The 15,960-nt window shown below is 59.7% G+C and carries 16 protein-coding genes; 14 read left to right on the forward strand and 2 right to left on the reverse strand.

What is annotated here, in order from left to right:
• The 13 genes from JQ616_RS35185 to JQ616_RS35245 form a co-directional block, all read left to right on the forward strand.
• Window positions 1-1,011, forward strand: a 1,011-nt coding sequence (locus JQ616_RS35185; protein WP_212022770.1) for a biotin/lipoyl-containing protein, incomplete at its 5' end; no start/stop codon positions are given.
• 608 nt (window positions 1,012-1,619) lie between these two features.
• A complete protein-coding gene (locus tag JQ616_RS35190) occupies window positions 1,620-1,979 on the forward strand; it encodes a VOC family protein (protein WP_212022771.1) in 360 nt (119 codons plus the stop codon).
• Window positions 1,980-2,096: 117 nt separating this feature from the next.
• The gene (locus JQ616_RS35195) at window positions 2,097-2,552 is read left to right on the forward strand and encodes a flavin reductase family protein (protein ID WP_249137710.1); all 456 of its coding nucleotides are present in this window, start codon (window positions 2,097-2,099) and stop codon (window positions 2,550-2,552) included.
• Between the two features lie 299 nt (window positions 2,553-2,851).
• Window positions 2,852-3,721, forward strand: coding sequence for a branched-chain amino acid ABC transporter permease (locus tag JQ616_RS35200; RefSeq protein ID WP_212022772.1), 870 nt, complete (start codon window positions 2,852-2,854; stop codon window positions 3,719-3,721).
• A gap of 67 nt (window positions 3,722-3,788) precedes the next feature.
• The gene (locus JQ616_RS35205) at window positions 3,789-4,736 is read left to right on the forward strand and encodes a branched-chain amino acid ABC transporter permease (RefSeq protein ID WP_212022773.1); all 948 of its coding nucleotides are present in this window, start codon (window positions 3,789-3,791) and stop codon (window positions 4,734-4,736) included.
• Window positions 4,733-5,458: an ABC transporter ATP-binding protein gene (locus JQ616_RS35210; protein WP_212022774.1), complete on the forward strand. Its 726-nt coding sequence runs from the start codon at window positions 4,733-4,735 to the stop codon at window positions 5,456-5,458. Before JQ616_RS35205 ends, JQ616_RS35210 begins: the two co-directional genes overlap by 4 nt.
• Complete coding sequence (locus JQ616_RS35215; RefSeq protein WP_212022775.1) at window positions 5,451-6,170, forward strand: ABC transporter ATP-binding protein; 720 nt, start codon at window positions 5,451-5,453, stop codon at window positions 6,168-6,170. The genes JQ616_RS35210 and JQ616_RS35215 overlap by 8 nt, the downstream gene beginning before the upstream one ends.
• A 165-nt stretch (window positions 6,171-6,335) precedes the next feature.
• On the forward strand, window positions 6,336-7,103 hold the full coding sequence (locus JQ616_RS35220; RefSeq protein ID WP_212022776.1) for an enoyl-CoA hydratase/isomerase family protein: 768 nt from the start codon (window positions 6,336-6,338) through the stop codon (window positions 7,101-7,103).
• Window positions 7,104-7,886 carry a creatininase family protein gene (locus JQ616_RS35225; RefSeq protein ID WP_212022777.1) on the forward strand — a complete coding sequence of 261 codons (783 nt, stop codon included), beginning with the start codon at window positions 7,104-7,106 and terminating at the stop codon, window positions 7,884-7,886.
• Between the two features lie 201 nt (window positions 7,887-8,087).
• A complete protein-coding gene (locus JQ616_RS35230; RefSeq protein ID WP_212022778.1) occupies window positions 8,088-9,218 on the forward strand; it encodes an LLM class flavin-dependent oxidoreductase in 1,131 nt (376 codons plus the stop codon).
• 93 nt (window positions 9,219-9,311) lie between these two features.
• Window positions 9,312-10,025 (forward strand): enoyl-CoA hydratase/isomerase family protein, encoded by a 714-nt coding sequence (locus JQ616_RS35235; protein ID WP_229185233.1) that lies wholly within the window; start codon window positions 9,312-9,314, stop codon window positions 10,023-10,025.
• Between the two features lies 1 nt (window position 10,026).
• Window positions 10,027-11,898, forward strand: coding sequence for an AMP-dependent synthetase/ligase (locus JQ616_RS35240; protein WP_349630087.1), 1,872 nt, complete (start codon window positions 10,027-10,029; stop codon window positions 11,896-11,898).
• Between the two features lie 139 nt (window positions 11,899-12,037).
• On the forward strand, window positions 12,038-13,270 hold the full coding sequence (locus JQ616_RS35245) for an ABC transporter substrate-binding protein (RefSeq protein WP_212022779.1): 1,233 nt from the start codon (window positions 12,038-12,040) through the stop codon (window positions 13,268-13,270).
• Between the two features lie 64 nt (window positions 13,271-13,334).
• On the opposite strand, the gene JQ616_RS35250 is transcribed toward JQ616_RS35245, so the two are convergent.
• The gene (locus JQ616_RS35250; protein ID WP_249137711.1) at window positions 13,335-14,198 is read right to left on the reverse strand and encodes an AraC family transcriptional regulator; all 864 of its coding nucleotides are present in this window, start codon (window positions 14,196-14,198) and stop codon (window positions 13,335-13,337) included.
• A gap of 516 nt (window positions 14,199-14,714) precedes the next feature.
• On the opposite strand from JQ616_RS35250, the gene JQ616_RS35255 reads away from it, so the two are divergent.
• Complete coding sequence (locus JQ616_RS35255) at window positions 14,715-15,074, forward strand: hypothetical protein (RefSeq protein WP_212022780.1); 360 nt, start codon at window positions 14,715-14,717, stop codon at window positions 15,072-15,074.
• A gap of 388 nt (window positions 15,075-15,462) precedes the next feature.
• Here JQ616_RS35255 and JQ616_RS35260 read toward each other — a convergent pair whose 3' ends face one another.
• Window positions 15,463-15,930 (reverse strand): MarR family winged helix-turn-helix transcriptional regulator, encoded by a 468-nt coding sequence (locus JQ616_RS35260; RefSeq protein WP_212022781.1) that lies wholly within the window; start codon window positions 15,928-15,930, stop codon window positions 15,463-15,465.
• Window positions 15,931-15,960 lie beyond the last annotated feature (30 nt).

Genomic DNA, 15,960 nt, shown 5'->3' on the forward strand with positions numbered 1-15,960 from the left:
GAATCCCGCGTCTATGCCGAGGATCCGTTCCGCAACTTCCTGCCGTCGATCGGACGCCTGGTGAAGTATCGTCCGCCGGCCGAAGCCAGCCATGACGGCATCACCATCCGCAACGATACTGGCGTACAGGAGGGCGGCGAGATCTCGATCCATTACGATCCGATGATCGCCAAGCTCGTCACCCACGCGCCGTCGCGCGCCGCGGCGATCGAGGCACAGGCGACTGCGCTCGACGCCTTCTATGTCGACGGCATCAGGCACAACATTCCGTTCCTGTCGGCGCTGATGAACCATCCGCGCTGGCGCGAGGGCCGGCTCTCGACCGGCTTCATCGCCGAGGAATTCCCGAAAGGGTTTTCGGCGCGCGCGCCCGAAGGCGAGATCGCGCGGCGGCTCGCGGCAGTGGGCGCTGCTATCGATCACGTGCTGGGCGAGCGCAAGCGGCAGATCTCCGGCCAGATGGGCGGCCGCGTCGTGCTGCGCGAGCGCCGCCGCGCGGTATGGCTCGATCGCACCGAGATCGCGCTGGACGTGGCGCGCGAGGCCGACGCCATCGCGGTGCGCTTCATCGGCGCCGACGGACTGCCTGGCAATCCGCACAATCTGGTGTCGAGCTGGGTGCCGGGCGAGCCGGTCTGGCAGGGCACCATCGACGGCAACTTCGTCGCCGTGCAGGTGCGGGCGATCAACAACGGCTTCCGCCTCGCGCATCAGGGCTTTGAGGTCCCGGTCTATGTCTTCACCGAGACCGAGGCGACCTCGGCGCAGCTGATGCCGGTGGTCTCGGCGGCCGACACCGGCAAGAAATTGCTGTGCCCGATGCCCGGGCTCGTGGTGTCGATCGCGGTCACCGAGGGGCAGGAGGTCAAGGCCGGCGAGACCTTGGCGGTCGTGGAAGCCATGAAGATGCAGAACGTGCTGCGCGCCGAGCGCGACGGCACGGTAAAGAAGATCCACGCCGCCGCCGGCGCCACGCTCGCGGTCGATGCGCTGATCCTGGAGTTCGCCTGACAATAGGGATCGCGATCTCCGCATTCTACCGTGAGGGGATGTCGGTTGACCCAAGTCGGGAAAAGGGCGGCCGCCCTCTTGTGCAACGAGCTGCGGGCGATCATCGTCGACCGATATCGCGCCCGCGTCTGACTTTCAGCCCGCACCACGTCAAGGCGAACTGTAGTTCCACGCGAGCATCCTGAAAGCCTTGTTATGCCACATGGGACGGCTCAAGAGCCGAGCTTGTTCGCAGATGCGCGATGCGCCGGTAGAGTCCAATAGCGGAAAAGTCGGTCATCGGATAACTCGCGAGCTGCGCAAGCGCTCAGCAGCGGCGGATCCACATGGATGATCAACGGACCGGCGCCAGGCAAATCGCAACCGGCGCAGGCGATGATACGCGCCGAACGTTCTGCCGGGAAAATGACGCCATGAATCGTCTCTCGTCTTCGCATCGTTGGAAATCAAACAAGCCAGCCCCGATAGCCTGCAGCACAATATGCTGATTGGCGATGCGCGCGGTGAAAACTTCGAACATTAATGCCGACCGGGGTGGCGCAAGTATCGTCAGACAATCGTGGCCGGAGGTCACGGATTGCCGGTGAGCTCGGAATTGAAAGCAAGGGATGAAGCTGAAGCACGTCTATCTTACTGCCCAGGAACCTGAAGCGTTGGCCGGCTTCTACGAAGGACTTGGACTGACGATCCGTTTCGCAGACGGCGCCAAATGGGTTCAATTCGCCGGAGAGAAGGCCGCCTTCTGCATCGCGGGCCTGGGAGAGTCGGCCTCCGAAGGGGCTCCGAACGCGGTCGTCGTGTTTGAAGTGGATGATCTGGAGCTGGCGCTCGATCGGGCTCGCGCCCTGGGAGCCGAGATTTTCGTCGAAGTGCGGGACATGGGAGCGCATGGCCGTGTGGCTTGCTTGAAGGATCCGCAAAACAACACGATCCAGCTCTTTCAGGCGTCGAACAAGCAGGACGGCTAGCCGGCTCCAGAGATTCGGTCTGAGTACTTGCGGGAACCTATCACCATGAACTTCCGAGTGTCACCGATGCCAAACCAACAATCCCCGGTGTTCAGCAGTGCGGAGTTCCGGAGCGCAATGCGCAACGTGCCCGGCGCGGTATCTATCGTGACGACGGGCGTGCGGCCGGGCAGGCACGGTTTGACGTTGACGGCCGGGTGCTCGTTGTCAACCGAACCATCGAGCGTGCTCGTTTGCGTCAACAAGTCCGCCGGTGGCCACGACACAATAAAGCAGAGCGGATCATTCTGCTGGAACATTCTCGCGGCGGGTCACGCTGAGCTCGCAAAGAAGTTTGCCGGACAGGACGGAAGCAAGGGCGACATACGCTTTGCTGACGGTTTGTGGCGTCAACTTACGACAGGTTCGCCGAGCCTCATCGAGGCAATTTGCAGCTTCGACTGTCGCGTGTCCGGTTCGTACGATGCCGGCAGCCATACGGTCTTCGTCGGCGAGGTTGTTGCCCAAACAACCAACCTCGATCGCGAGCCGCTTGTTTATGTAAACGGCGAATTCACCGTACCGAAGCGTTAGAAGGTCCAGCGCATGGGCTGCCGAATGAGTGTCGCACTCAGTGAGAATAGCGCCCGGACGCCGACCGCGAATGCGAAGCAAAGGCTCAGGACATAGGGTCCGGCGGCTAAGAGGATATCTGTCACAAACGCAGGAGAAATACCAATGCGGGGGACCATTTTCGCTGACCAGATCAGGTGCGAATTCAACGCCGGGTTGGTCTCGATAATATCCGAGTGCGGCCAGCCGCGGGTAGCAGCCTATCTGACTGTTGCGGTGTCCAATACCCGACATTCGCTCGCGCCAGTCAGTGCTTGCTGATGCTTTCGCTCTGGCTCAATGTTCTTGCGAGCGGCATTCTGCTCGGTCTCGTTTACGGCCTCGTCGCGTTGGGCCTGACCATCATATTTGGCGTCATGCGCGTCGTAAACTTTGCGCACGGCGAGATGGTCGTGTTCGGTGTCTACATTGGCTACTGGACGGTTCGGCTGTGGAGCGTCCCAATCATCGTGGCGGCAGCAATCGCTGCGGTCGTGATGTTCGTCTTCGGATATCTGTTGGAAACGCTGATCGTAAAGCGGTTCGTGAACCGGCCGCATCACTATCAATTCATTGTTTTCATCGGCCTGTCGTTGCTCTTTAGCGGAACCCTGTTGGTCGCGTTCGGGCCGGATCCGCGTCCAACTGCCTCGCAACTGTCGTTTCAGACCGTGTCTCTCGGCCTTGTGACGCTCGACCTGGCGAGAGTGCAGGCGGCAGCGACCGCCGGGCTGCTTATAGTTCTGCTCGGAGCGTATCTGAAGTTCTCCTCGTTCGGCCGCTCGCTGCGGGCGGCGGCGGACAATCGTTTGGGCGGCCTCATCGTTGGACTGAACATTCCACGAGTCTATGCCGTTACCTTTGGCATCGGGGCAGCTTGCGCAGGGGTCGCCGGCGCCCTGATATCTCCCCTGTTCGACGCTCAACCATATCTCGCCGTCGATTTCACCCTCCTTGCTTTCGTGACGGTCATCGTGGGCGGGCTCGGCAGCTTTGGCGGAGCACTCCTCGGAGGTCTGATGATCGGCGTCGCCGAGGCAATCGCGGCGTTGATGTTCACGCCTTCGATGAAGACGGCGCTTCCTTACGCGCTCCTGATCATCATCCTTGTTTTCCGTCCGAGGGGGTTTTTTGGTGCAAAAGAAATTTGACCGTGGGCTGGAAAGGACACGGTGGCTTGTCGGAATAATGGTCTTCGCTGTCCTGGGATTGGTCGGGATGCTGGCAAACCCGTACGTCATCTCGCTGATGACGATCGTATTGTTGTTCACCTTCCTCGGACAGTCTTGGAACCTGATGCTTGGGATCGGCGGGCAGCTATCGATCGGTCACGCCCTCTTTGTCGGGCTGGGAGCCTATTCCGTCGGTGTCCTCTACGTAAAGTACGGCATTTCGCCTTGGGTCGGGCTCTTGACTGGAATGATCCTCGCCGGATCCGTTGGCGCGTCGATCGCCTGGTTGAGCTTTCGGTTCCAGGTTCGCGGTATCTATTTCGCGCTGCTCACGATTGCCGCCGCCGAGTTCGCCAGGATCATGTTCAGTGGCTGGGAGTTCGTGGGCGCAATGCAGGGATTGTTCTTTCCTGCGCCAACAGGCGGGATTGAGATCTCCATGCTTCGCGGCGATACCCGCTTCTACTACTTCGTCGCGCTTGCACTGGCGGCGTTGGGAATAATCGGAACCGAATTTATTTCACGATCCTACCTCGGATACGTATGGCGGGCGATGCGCGACGACGAATCGGCCGCACGCGCACTCGGCGTCCGGACCTTCCAGCACAAGATTCTCGTGATCTCGATATCGGCCGCAACGGCCGCCGCGGGCGGTGGCGTTCTGGCGCTCGTTCAAGGGTCGATATTCCCGGACTCGATCATGGGGATGGGGCTATCGGTAGACGTCCTGATAGGGCCCGTGGTCGGGGGGCTGGGGACCACGTTCGGTCCGCTGGTCGGGTCGCTCGCCGCGATTCCGCTCAATCACTTGATGAGCGCGCTCGGCGACAGTCTTCGGATCCCGGGACTGAACAATATTACCTACGGTGTTGTCCTGATCTCGGTCGTCTGGTTCCTGCCAGACGGCATCTGGCCGGCGATTGTGCGCCTTTGCAAAGCTATCCAGGCGCCACCCACGGCATGGCTGTGGCAGTCCCGAAAGGTCGAAGAATGACAACTCTGCTCGAGGTCGAGAACCTGTCCCGATCGTTCGGAGGCTTGGTCGCGGTGAAGGATGTAAGCTTCTCACTTCGGGCCGGGCGGATCACAGCGCTGATTGGACCGAATGGAGCGGGAAAGACGACATGCTTCAACCTGGTCGCTGGTGCCCTGAAGCCGACCAGCGGCCGGGTGCTGTTCGAAGGCCGCCAGATCGACAATTCGCCACCCGAGACTGTTTGCAGGATGGGTATCGCGCGAACATTTCAGATCGTGCGGCCGATGCGTGAGATGTCGGTGCTTGAGAATGCCATGATCGGAGCCTTCAGCTGGACCAGAAACGTAAGCGAGGCCAGATCGAAGGCGTACGAGTCTCTTGAAAGCGTTGGTCTGGCCGCCAAGGCCCATGCGAGGGCGGATCAATTAACGCTACCGGACCGGAAAATGCTGGAAACGGCCAAGGCGCTGTCGACCCGACCGAAATTGCTGTTGTTGGACGAGGTTATGGCGGGTCTGAGACCGACTGAAGCTGCGGGAATTGTAGACGTACTTCAGAGGCTTGCCGAAGGTGGATTGACGATCCTCCTTGTCGAGCACGTGATGCGCATCGTGATGGAAGTGGCCTCGCGTGTGGTGGTGCTGCATCACGGCGCCAAGATCGCAGAGGGACCTCCCGAAGAGGTGGTTGCAGATCCGAAAGTCCTCGAGAGCTACTTGGGGGCGGGCTTCCATGCTTAGTGGTGCGCTTCTCACGATCGATGGACTTTGTGTCGCGTACGATGGATCCTGCGCTCTGAACGGCGTCTCCTTGCAGATCCACAAAGGCGAATTGATCTGCGTCGTCGGCGCGAACGGCGCAGGGAAGACCTCACTCATCAGATCAATCTCGGGCATTGTTCGATCCTCGAGCGGTGTCATCAAGATGAACGGTGTTGATATCACCGGGATGCCGCCATGGGAGATCTGCGAGCGCGGCATTGCCCAGGTCGCGGAAGGTCGGCAGATTTTCGGAAGTCTTTCTGTAGAGGAAAACCTGCTGCTCGGAGGGACGCTGAAGCGCGCGAAGGCCGGGCAGTCCGAAACGCTCGACTTCGTTTATCAATTGTTTGAGAAGCTTCGAGAGCGCCGGGGGCAATTGGCCGGTACGCTATCGGGCGGCGAGCAGCAGATGCTGGCTATCGGCCGTGCGATCATGTCGAAGCCGGAGGTCGTCATGTTTGACGAGCCTTCCATCGGGTTGTCGCCGGCTCTGACGGACGTCATGTTTGGTGTGGTGAAGTCCCTGCACGAGCAGGGAGCCACGGTCCTGCTGGTAGAGCAGAATGTGGCTAAATCGCTTGCGTTAGCCAATCGCGGCTACGTTCTGGAGAACGGCTCAATCGTGCTCCACGGATCCAGCGACGAGTTGCTGGACAATCCCGAGATTCAGCGCGCTTATCTTGGATTGTAACGGTCCTGAATGGCGGGACTAGCCCCGTCATCCGAAAAGGCGGCCGAGCGATCGCAGCAGAAGATGCCGCGAAATAGCCCGGGCACGACCATTTGTGTCGAGCCGCGGCGTCGGGGAAAGGGTGTACCGCAACCAATTCCACAAGGCCTCGCTTAGGCTGTTTCTATGGAAGCCGATGACGCCCTTCTAATCGAACGCGACCGCGATGTGGTCACCATGACCATGAACAGGCCGCCGGCAAACGCACTGAATAACGTGCTTGTTGGCCGGCTACTGGACACGTTTCGCGCATTGTCTCGCGAGGCGTCGCCGCCGGGCATTGTCCTGACCGGCCAGGGCGAGCGCTTCTTCAGCGCGGGCGGAGACATAAAGGAGGTCGCGGGCATCGAAATATCACGGCCTCGGATGAGGAGCTTCCATGCGCTTCTTTGCGAGATGGAGAGATACCCCGGGCCCTTCGTGTGTGCCGTGCGTGGATACGCCGTCGGCGGGGCCTTGGAGTTTCTTCTTCACGCCGACTACGTCGTAGCGAACCAAGAATGCAAGATCGGGTTCCCGGAAATCAACCACGGCCTGTTGCCTGCAGCCAAGGGCATCCGGAAGGCAGTTCAGAAGCTTGGGCTTCGGGAGACGCAGGCATTGCTGTACTGGGGCGACTTGACCGACGCCCAGAGGGCACTCCAAATTGGGGCGATCAACGAGATCGCAAGCACAGCGGAAGTAACGGTGAGGGCCGGGGAGGTATGCAAGTATCTTCGTGGAAAGGAGCGCAAGCTGTTTACGGCGATCAAGCGTTCGCTGAACCTGACAGGTCAAATGGACGATGCTGCGCTCGAGGCGGTGACGATTGAGGATCTCGCGGCCTATCTGGTAGACGATAGTTCGGCAGAGGCGCGGTCGCGTTTCCTGTCGAAACAGCCAAGGAAAGCGTGAATGGCCGCACCGGCATTGCCTGACGAGCTCCGTCTTGAACTGATGAGCTTCGAACAGGTATCGGCCGCCCTTGCTGCGGGGGCATCGACCGTCCTGATACCCTGCGGAGCTGTGGAGCAACATGGACCGCACCTTCCGCTCTGCATGGATGCGGATCATGCAGACGCCATCGCGGCGAGGCTGGCACGGCATCTGGGACGCACCCTGATCGCGCCCACCATCAAGGTCGGCTGTTCAGCCCATCATCTGGTCTTCCCGGGGACGATCTCCATTCGCCCGGAGACGTTCGAATCGATCTGCCTGGATTATTGCACAAGTCTTGCGAGGCACGGCTTCAGGCGCATCCTGCTGTTCTCGGGCCACATCGGGAATTTTCCCGCGCTCCGGGACATGCTTCCCCGGCTGAGGAGCGCCGTTCCGGTGGACGTCGAGATCGACGCGTACTGCGATGCAGTCGCCTGGATCGAGAGATGGCGAAGCGCCGTCGAGCAAGCGGGTGGTGACCCGAATGCTGTTGGAGGACATGCCGATATCGCGGAGACGTCGCTCATGATGTTGCTCCGCCCGGACAGCGTTCGGCTCGATCGGTTCGAGGTCGGGCATCTCGGCGCGCTAACCGAGGAGCAGCTTCAGGCAATGTGGAGAAACGGGATCAAGTCCGTCACCGCCAACGGCATCATCGGCAACCCGTTTGGCTCGACGGCCCGGATCGGCGAGCGATGTCTCGCGGCGATAGCAGATCTTCTGGCTGTCTCGTTTGGAATCCGAAGCAACGCTGTCTGAATCTCTCATGCTCCTCCGCGGATGAACGCCGAGAATGATTGTCGCGCCACGTTCAGAGGCGTTGGCTGCGAAAGGAGCAGGCGTCGACTGCTCACAGCACAAAATTTGGAAAGTCATGTAACTGCGGGGTGCATTCGAACAAAAATGTTGCCGCGCCCATGAAATGCTTCGCCATCTTGACACTCCATGAGGATCCAGAAGATGGCACTTACGTTCGGGTTTTGGTCGGAGCAAGAAACCCAGGTCGGGCAGAGCTACGCCCGCCGACTCCATGAACTCGTAGACGAGGTGCGTCTGGCGGAAAAGGTCGGATTCGACTGCGTCGCACTTTCCGAGCAACACGTTGCACTCGGCGGTATCTCGAGCTCCGCGCCGGAGGTCGTCTACGGTTACCTTGCTGCCGTTACTTCGCGCGTGAAGCTGAGGTCAGCGGTGACGCTGATGCCCCAGAAGATCAATCATGCCTTGCGATCGGCGGAGCGATTGGCAGTAACCGACATCCTGTCGCACGGCCGCATGGAATTCTACGCTGGCCGGGCCAACACGACCATCGCCATGCGCGCCTTCAACGTTGATCCGAGCGAAACTCTCGCCCAGATGGAGGAGGGTATCGCGCTCCTGAAGAAATCGATGCGCGAAGATATCTTCACCTTCGAGGGCAAGTATTATCAGATCCCGCCGCGGATGCTGGTGCCGAAACCGATACAGAAGCCGCACCCGGTGATCGGCATCGCGGCGACCAGCGAGCGGAGCCACAGCTGGGCCGGATCCGAAGGCCTCGCCGTCATGAGCAACTGCATCTACCAGGGATGGGAGGTCCAGGAGAAACTTCTAAACACTTACCGTCGAGGCTGGAAACGTGACGAGCAAGGTCCGCTCGATCGGCCGCGCATCGGCATTCCGCTTTTCTTCGGCATCGGGTCAACCGATCAGAAAGCGAAGGACGATTACGCCGAGCCCCTCATGCACTATGCGAGGATTTCAACGGACGCCTATCCCCGTCTCGCGAAGCTTGCCGACGACTATGCGTATATGAGCGAGAGCGTGCCAGCCATGGAGCGAGCGGGAAAGGACTGGGACTACTTGCTCAACCACTCCGCGACAACGGTCTGCGGAAGCCCGGACACTGTCATTCGTCAGATCGAGAAGTTCCAGGCGATGGGCGTCGACGAGGTGCTTCTCCATCTCGACTCGGTCAATCACGAGAAAATCATGGAAGCGATCGACATGTGTGGCCGCTATGTGATCCCCCACTTCAACGACAGAAACAATGTCGTCCGGCCTACGGAAGATATTCTCGGACAGATCCGCGCCATGCGACCGCAAAAGTAAGCCAACCGGAACAAACGGAAGATAGCCATGTCGAAGCAGAACTATAAATATCTGATCGTCGAGAAGCGGCCGAGCGGTGTCGCCATCGTCACGATGAACCGGCCGGAGATCCTCAATGCGATCAATTGGGATATGCACAGCGAGCTTGAGCGGGTCTTCGTCGAGCTGGACGAGGACAAGGCGGTCCGCGCGATCGTTCTGACGGGGGCGGGACGGGGGTTCTGTTCGGGCGGCGATCAGAAAACGCTGGACAAGAGTCCAATCCCGTCGCCGACCCGGGGCGGACGCCATCTGATCCGGAACATGCTGGAAGTCGAGGCGCCGATCATCGCCGCGGTGAACGGCGTCGCGGTCGGTCTCGGGGCAACTCTCGCCTTGTTCTGCGACGTCATATTCGCGAGTCCGGCGGCGAGATTTGCCGACACGCATGTTACCGCAGGTGTGGTCGCGGGCGATGGCGGCGCGGTGATGTGGCCGCTGTTGATGGGACCCGTCCGTGCGAAGCACTACCTGATGACCGGTGACTTCATCTCCGCGGAAAAGGCCGCGTCGATCGGCATGATCAACGAGGTGATTTCGAACAGGGACGTCAAGGATGCTGCAATCGAGTACGCAGAGATGCTCGCGAGCGGCCCAAGAGAATCAATCATCTGGACCAAGTATTGCGTGAACAAGATCATCAAGCAGTACGCGCATCTGCTCCTTGATACCTCGACCGCGCTTGAGACGATCACCTTTGCCGCGCCCGACCGGCGCGATGCCGTGGCCGCCTTCGCTGAAAAGCGCAAGCGCTTCGCGGAGCGTTGAGGTGAGCGCCGAGGGTTTTGCGTCGGGCGCCCAACTCGCCGACGTGACCATTCCGCAGCTTCTGAGCCGGCGAAGGGTGGAGCTTTCTGACGAGATCGCTTTCAGGCAAAAACGTCGCGGTGAGTGGATCGCCACGACCTGGAAGCAGTATTCGGACGAGGTGGCCAAGTTGGCGGCCACTTTGCAAAAGGCCGGTTTCGAACGCGGCGATCGCGCGGCGATCATGGGGGACGTGTCCCGGGAATGGCTTCTTGCGGATATGGCGATCATTTGTGCCGGCGGCATCATGGTCGGCGTCTACTTCACCTCGTCGGCGGAGGAGGTCGGCTATTATCTCGGCGACTCCGGAACGTCGTTCATGTTCGTCGGGAGTGAACTTCAGCTCGGTACCGTCCTTGCATCGGGCCATGCTGATAAGCTGAAAAAAATCATCGTGCTCGATCCCGCGTGGAAGAAGACAGGCGGGCCGGCGAACGTCGTCTCTCTTCATGATTTCTGGAGCGAAACATCGGTTGACGCCGACATCTTTCTGCAGGAGCAGGTCGCGAAAGCAAAGGCGAGCGACCTGACCAGCATCGGGTACACGTCCGGAACGACGGGATTTCCGAAGGGAGCGATGCTGACCCATCTGTCGCTGCTCGCCGGCGCGCACAGCGTAACCCTGTTCACGTCGAAGTTGCGCTCCGATGTCCACCGTGTCGTCGTGCATCTGCCGATGTCACACACGGTGGCACGCGCTCAGGCAACGACACTGCCTCTGCTCATCCGCCTGGTGCCGTATTTCGGCGAGAACAGCGCGGAGTTCGCTCGAACGGTCAAGGAAGTGAAGCCGACCTACTTTATGGCTCCGCCGCGGTTCTTCCAGCGATATGCCACCCAGATCCTCAGCAAGGTTCACGCCGGGTCCGAGAAGCAGAAGCAGGACTATCAGCTCGCGATGACCATCGCCCGCAAGGCCCTTGATGATCGTCAGGCCGGTGGCGTGCCGGACCCGTTCATTTCCGGCCTCTTTGCCGTGTGCCAGCAACGGGTCTTCCGTCCGCTGCTTGGTGAGGTCGGGTTCGAGGAACTCACGGTTACATACACCTCATCTGCGGCGATGCCTCCCGAGTTGATGTCGCTGTGGCAGCTATGGGGATTGCAGCTGAAGGAATGTTACGGGCAGACGGAGCTGGTCGGCGCCAATCTGGTGCAGATGGCGGAATGGCCGGAAGCCGGCACCGTGGGCATACCCCTGCGGGATCCGGCTTGGGAGACGGCTGTTCTGGAAGACGGGGAAATGATTGTCAGGGGACCCGGACTCTTTGTCGGTTACTGGAATAAGCCGGAAGAGACCAAATCCGCTCTACGCGATAGCTGGCTCTACACCGGAGACATCGTGGATGTCGATTCGACGGGCCTCTTCAGGCTGGTCGATCGAAAAAAGGAGATCATCAACACTTCCAATGGAAAATCCATCAGCCCGACGCAGATCGAGAACGAGCTCAGGCGCAGCCCGTTTATCTCTGAGGCGGCTGTGCTTGGAGAAGGAAAGAAGTACCTCACCGCGCTGATCGAGGTGAACGCGACCGCGACGATGGATTGGGCCAGATCGCACGGTCTTCGCATCGACCGGTACTCGGAACTGGCGAACTCCGAAATCGTGGTGCGGATGATCGAAGCAGAGATCGGCAAGGCGAATGGCAGGCTCGCCAGGGCGGAGCAGATCAAGGCGTTTCGGATATTGCCGGAAGAGCTTTCTCCCGAGAACGGCATGATGACGCCGACTCGAAAGAAGCGTCGGAAGCAGATCATGGAGAGGTATCGATCGCTGATCGATACGCTTTATGACGAGAGCGAAGACAACCTCGTCAAGGCGGAAGTCAAACCGTGAGCCAACCTACGCAGTCGGCGCATCTCGTGAAGCGCCGAGCGCGAGTGCTTGTCCTGGCGCGATAGCGCCTCACTGTTCGTTGAGCCCGCCTGTCAGACCGCATCGATATTCCTGCAGCCAACCAAAAGGGGGAGTTTACATGAGAAAGCACAGCGAAAGCGGTTTGACCCGCCGGTCCTTGATCGGTAGCGGAATTGGCGCCGCAGTCGGGCTCGCATCGTGGCAGTCAAGAGCGGCCACCCCAGCCAAGGTCCGCGTCGGCGCAATCAATCCGAGCAGTGGCGTCCTGGCGTTTCCGGGGCAGGCTTGCGTACGCGGCATCGATGTCGGTGCGAAGTTCGCAAAGGAGAAGTTCGGTATAGAGCTGGAAATCATCCATGCGGACACGCAAAGCCGGCCGGAAAACGGACGGATTGCCGCCGAGAACCTGATCAGGCAGGGGTGCACGGTACTTATCGGCGCGTGGGATTCCGGAGCAACCATCTCCGCGCTTCAGGCCGCAGAGGCCGCAAAAGTGCCTATGGTCGTTCACATCGCGAGCGCGACCCAGGTGACCTCTCAAGGATTCACCGAGGTGTTCAGGTATTACCCGACGTCCCTGACAATCGTCAGGAAGTCGCTCATGGAGCTGAAGTCACTCCTGTCTTCGATCAAGGACGCTCCAACAAGCGCCGCCGTCATGCACCTCAACAATACGATGGGACAGTCGACCGCGGCGAGCATCGATCAGGCCTGGAAGGAGGTCGAAGTGCCTCTCAGGATTGCCGAGTATATTCCATACGATGAAAGAGCCAAGGATCTCTCGGTCGAGGTTGCAAAAGCCAAAGCGTCAGGCGCGGACGCGTTGGTCTCCGTGACCCGTGTCAACGATGCCATCATGATCATTCGGGAATGCACCAAGCAGGGGTGGAATCCCAAAATGATCTTCTCACCCAACTCGAATGGCGCGCAGGACAAGGCGTACTATGACGCGTTGGGCAAATACGGCGATGGCGCGATACTCTCGACCCTGTGGTACAATCCGAAAGCGCCTGACGCCGCGGCGATCTTGAAGCGATTTGCGTCCGATTATCCAAATGACTGGGTCGACGGGAATTCAGGGTGTGCCTTCGAAGCTGTTCAGATTGTTGCGGACGCCGTAAGCCGCGCCGGTTCTTCCGAGTCCGCTGCGATCCACACCGCGCTAAAAGCAACGGACATGACGCCTATCCTGATGTCCAGCGGCAAGATCAAGTTCGACGCCAATGGCCAGAATATGGGCAGCGACGTGACTATCCTTCAAGCGCAGAACGGGAAGCCTCGCGTGGTGGCGCCGCAGTCGGTCGCCGAAGCTGCGCTCCAATACCCTCTCGTCGCATTCAACTCGCGATAGGAGACGCCGGGAGCCCTGGGCCCCAGCGGGCGATGTTGGGGCCAGGGCTCCCGGGTGCAGTTCTTCAAGCCAAGGGCTCACGGCCGACGAAGCTGGATCGCTCGGCAAGGAAGCGGCGCGGGCTCTTGCCCATTGCCTTCTTGAACATGGTTATGAAGGCGCTGGGGGTTTCATAGCCCAGATCGAGCGAGACGGCCTGAACGGAAGATCCCGCAGACAGCCTCTGCAGCGCGACGAGGATGTGAAGGCGCTGTCGCCAGCGTCCGAACGTCATCCCGGTTTCCTTCAAGACCAGGCGGGCGAAGGTCCGGACACTCATCGCATATCTGGTTGCCAATTCGTCGATCGTGCTGCGATCGCCGGGGTCATTGAGCAGCGATGCCGCGAGATGCTGAAGCCGGCTGTCGGTGGAGATAGGCAAGTACATCTGTTCGGTGGACATCTGCACCAATTCGTCGAGCAGCACGCGTCCGAGCCGGCTGGTCGGCCCCTCGACCGGATACAACGGAGGAAAAACGGAGAGCCGATGTATCAGTTCACGGACGAGCGATGATATCGTGAATGTGCAGCATGTGCTCGGAAGCGTACTCGCCTGCGGATCGATGAAGACGACGTAGACCTTTCCATTGTCCGAGACGCAATTGCTGTGCATGACGCCGGCCGGTATCCACACGGCACCCTGCGGCGGAACGATCCATAGTCCGCCGGGGGCACGACACATCACCGATCCATGTGAAGCGACAACGAGTTGCCCTTTCTTGTGTGAGTGGAGCGGAAGCTCGTCGTTGTCTTCACCGGTTTCGATGCAGAATGAGGTGATCGGCCGATCGAACTGATCCGGATCAATCGGATCGTAGTTGATCCGAAGTTCGGGCAAATTCATTCTGGCAAAACCAGGATCCATTTCGGACGTGGATAATATGCTCATCGAATTCGCTCGTTATTGGCTACGGCTCCCGCAATTCAGGAGGCGGAGATAAGGGGCGCGCCTGGAGTCCGGGTGACGATAGCGCTCCGGGAAATGATCGTCACCGGAAAGTAGCGCGAGGAAGCAAGAATCTGATCCTGCGGGTTAGCCTCGTTCCTTCTTGGATGGTGATTGTCACGGCCGCTCATCGCCTGGCTCCGCGATGGGGAAAACAGCCGGAAGGCTCAACGCAGGAAGCTGCTGCGGCAAGACACGTCTCAGGGTGCCAGACCGCGCACCGCCCCGACGGTAGAAAATGCCGCGTTCCCGCGTCAATCGGCTCCGCCGATCGCGCTTTCTTGGTTGTCCGCAAGGGTTTTCGCCAGAAAATGCCGCGACTGCCGATGCTACCAAGGAATATCTCGCAGAAAGCCGGCACGGGCGTGTTGCCGATTGGAAGGCGAGAGCCAGGCCGCGCAGGCTGTGACATCGAAAGACGGAAGACCGCGCCGTACGATCATTCGGGAGCAATTGAATATGGCGGAAGAAGATCGAACCGCCTTCAGCATATCCTTGAGCGCTCAGGAGCTGGAGTTCGCGGTAGCATGCCGTGACTTTGTTCTGCAGAAGAAACCCGAGCTCAGATCGTCCATCGTTGTAGTGGACAATATGCTTTCGATCGCCGACCAGCCACATGTCCGGCGGGCATTTATGGAATTAGGCCTGGCTAGATTGGTCCGCGTTCTGCGGCTCGCGATCGTGGGTAAAGCGATTGCGATCAGGAGAGCCCCCAGATTGCTGTTCGATCTCGCGCGCTTCAGGACAAAAATCGTCCGGGCCCTGCGCAGGCGTGCGGGATATCCGCTCGGGGAACGGCGCCGATCGATCGTGCGATGAAGCCGGCATTTGGTAGATGACCGGTGATGGGCTCCGTCTATTGTTGTGATCGGGTCGTCATCGGCTATCGACCAGCTGGACTCCGGTCCATGCAGCATGGCGCGTGCCGATATGGCTCATCCCGGCCTTGTCACGTAAAAATGCCGGAAACCAGTGCAGTTCCGTCTTCTTCAGCACAAAATGCCGGGCGGCATACCGGATAGTTCTCTCGCTGAGATCGTTCGTTGGGCTGTCTTCGATCGAGATCCGCGTTCGGCGTTTGCGAAGGATCCACGTCCTTCGCTTCCTCCCTGGACTTGGCCCGGCTCGTGCCGGGCCATTTTTTTGCCCGGCGGCGGCTGAAGCGTTTTCGGGATCAGCCTGTCGGCTTGGCTCAACGCTGTGGGGCTCAGCGGCGTATGATTTTCTTGAGGATCTCGGTCAGGGTCCGAAATTCTTCCCTCGTCAAGGAGGCAAATGTCTCGCCGGAAATCTCAGCAATAGTCTCGATCGCAGCGTCCGCCGTCCGCCTCCCTTTGTCCGTTAGTTCGATCTGCCGTCGTCGTGGATCCAAAGGATCCTTGGAGCTCTTGATCAGCCCGCGCGATTTGAGGCGATTGATGACGCCAGTGATGGTCGCGGAATCATAGTGGATCAGTCTTCCCAGGTGATTTTGAGAACATGATCCGACTTCCCTCAGTTTTGCCAGCGTCGAGAATTGGGGTGGGGTCAGTTCTTCGATCATTTTCGCGACAAAGATCGATGTGTGGGTACGGAGCGCGACGCGCAACAGGAATCCTGGTGCATCGTCCAACCTGTAAGACTGTGCGGCCTCTTTCGGCTTCTCCGTCGGAGCCGTCTTGGTTTTCGGTTGCACGATTGTCGTCCTCTTGCGGCACCTGGCCGT

It is taken from the genome of Bradyrhizobium tropiciagri, assembly GCF_018130545.1.
In the GTDB taxonomy this organism is placed as follows: domain Bacteria; phylum Pseudomonadota; class Alphaproteobacteria; order Rhizobiales; family Xanthobacteraceae; genus Bradyrhizobium; species Bradyrhizobium tropiciagri_A.